The 1,195-nt window shown below is 64.6% G+C and carries 1 protein-coding gene; it reads left to right on the forward strand.

Features of this window, described 5'->3' with window-relative positions:
• Nucleotides 1–48: 48 nt before the first annotated feature.
• The coding region (locus ACFRAH_RS24265; RefSeq protein ID WP_377993445.1) for an IS30 family transposase at nt 49–1,195 on the forward strand (1,147 nt) is incomplete at its 3' end.

The following is a 1,195-nucleotide window of genomic DNA, read 5'->3' on the forward strand; positions in this document are numbered from 1 at the left end:
CGGCAAAGTCATATGGTCGTAGCAACGCTCTGACAGATGGAGCGTGCGATGCCCAAGTTGTTTGCCCGCGATGCCCGTGGTGATTTCCTCGATTTGGTGTGCTCCGGCATGTCGGTCAGTGCTGCTGCCCGGCGTGTCGGAGCCTCCCGCGGCACCGGGAAGAAGTGGTGGGCCCAGTCTGGTCGCATGAGGCTGAACAGGGGGGCCATAGGTGGCCTGGCGGATCCTGCCCCGTCCGCGGAGGGTCAGGGTGGGCGGGCGTTGAGCGCGTCGGAGCGGGGCATGATTCAGATGGGCAGGAGGCTCGGGATGAGTTACGCCAAGATCGGCCAAGCGATCGGGAGGGACAAGTCCGTGGTCTGGCGGGAGGTGAAGCGCAACTCCGGCGGGGACGGGGAGTATCAGGCCTCGGTCGCGCACGCGAAAGCTCATCAGGCCAGGCGCCGGCCCAAGCCCTTCAAGCTCATCGAAGACGAGAATCTTTGCCGCCTGATCGCCGTCTGGATGGACGACGGGTGGAGCCCAAAGCTGATCTCGGTGATGTTGGCGTTTTACTTTGCCGATGATCAGACTATGCAGGTGAGCCACGAGACGATCTACCAGGCGCTGTACGTCCAGACCCGCGGGAAACTGCGGGCAGACCTGGCCGAAAAGCTCAGCCTCAAACGCAAACAACGCGTTCCGCACACCTCGGACCGGATCAAAAGCAGCCCCTACAAGGACGCCTTCACGATTAGTGACCGCCCGCCTGAGGTCCAGGACCGGGCGGTGCCCGGGCACTGGGAAGGCGACCTGATCATCGGCTGTGACGGGACCGCGATCGGCACGCTCGTGGAGCGCTCGACCCGGTTCACGATCCTGCTGCACCTGCCCGGGGACCACACCGCCGACACCGTCGCCGCCGCGATGATCCGGGAAATGCGGCACCTCCCGGACCACCTGCGCCGCTCGATCACCTGGGACCGCGGCACGGAGCTCGCCGAATACGCCAGGATCCAAACCGCCCTCGAGGCAACCCTCTACTTCTGCGACCCGCACTCGCCCTGGCAACGCGGCACCAACGAGAACACCAACCGGCTCCTGAGATTCTGGTTCGAAAAAGGATCCGACCTCTCCGTCCACACCCCCGATGACCTCAACCGCATCGCAGCCAAACTTAACCGCCGGCCCCGGCCAACCCTCAACCTAGACACCC

The sequence above is a fragment of the Arthrobacter sp. NPDC056727 genome, from assembly GCF_042790555.1.
Taxonomy (GTDB): Bacteria; Actinomycetota; Actinomycetes; order Actinomycetales; family Micrococcaceae; genus Arthrobacter.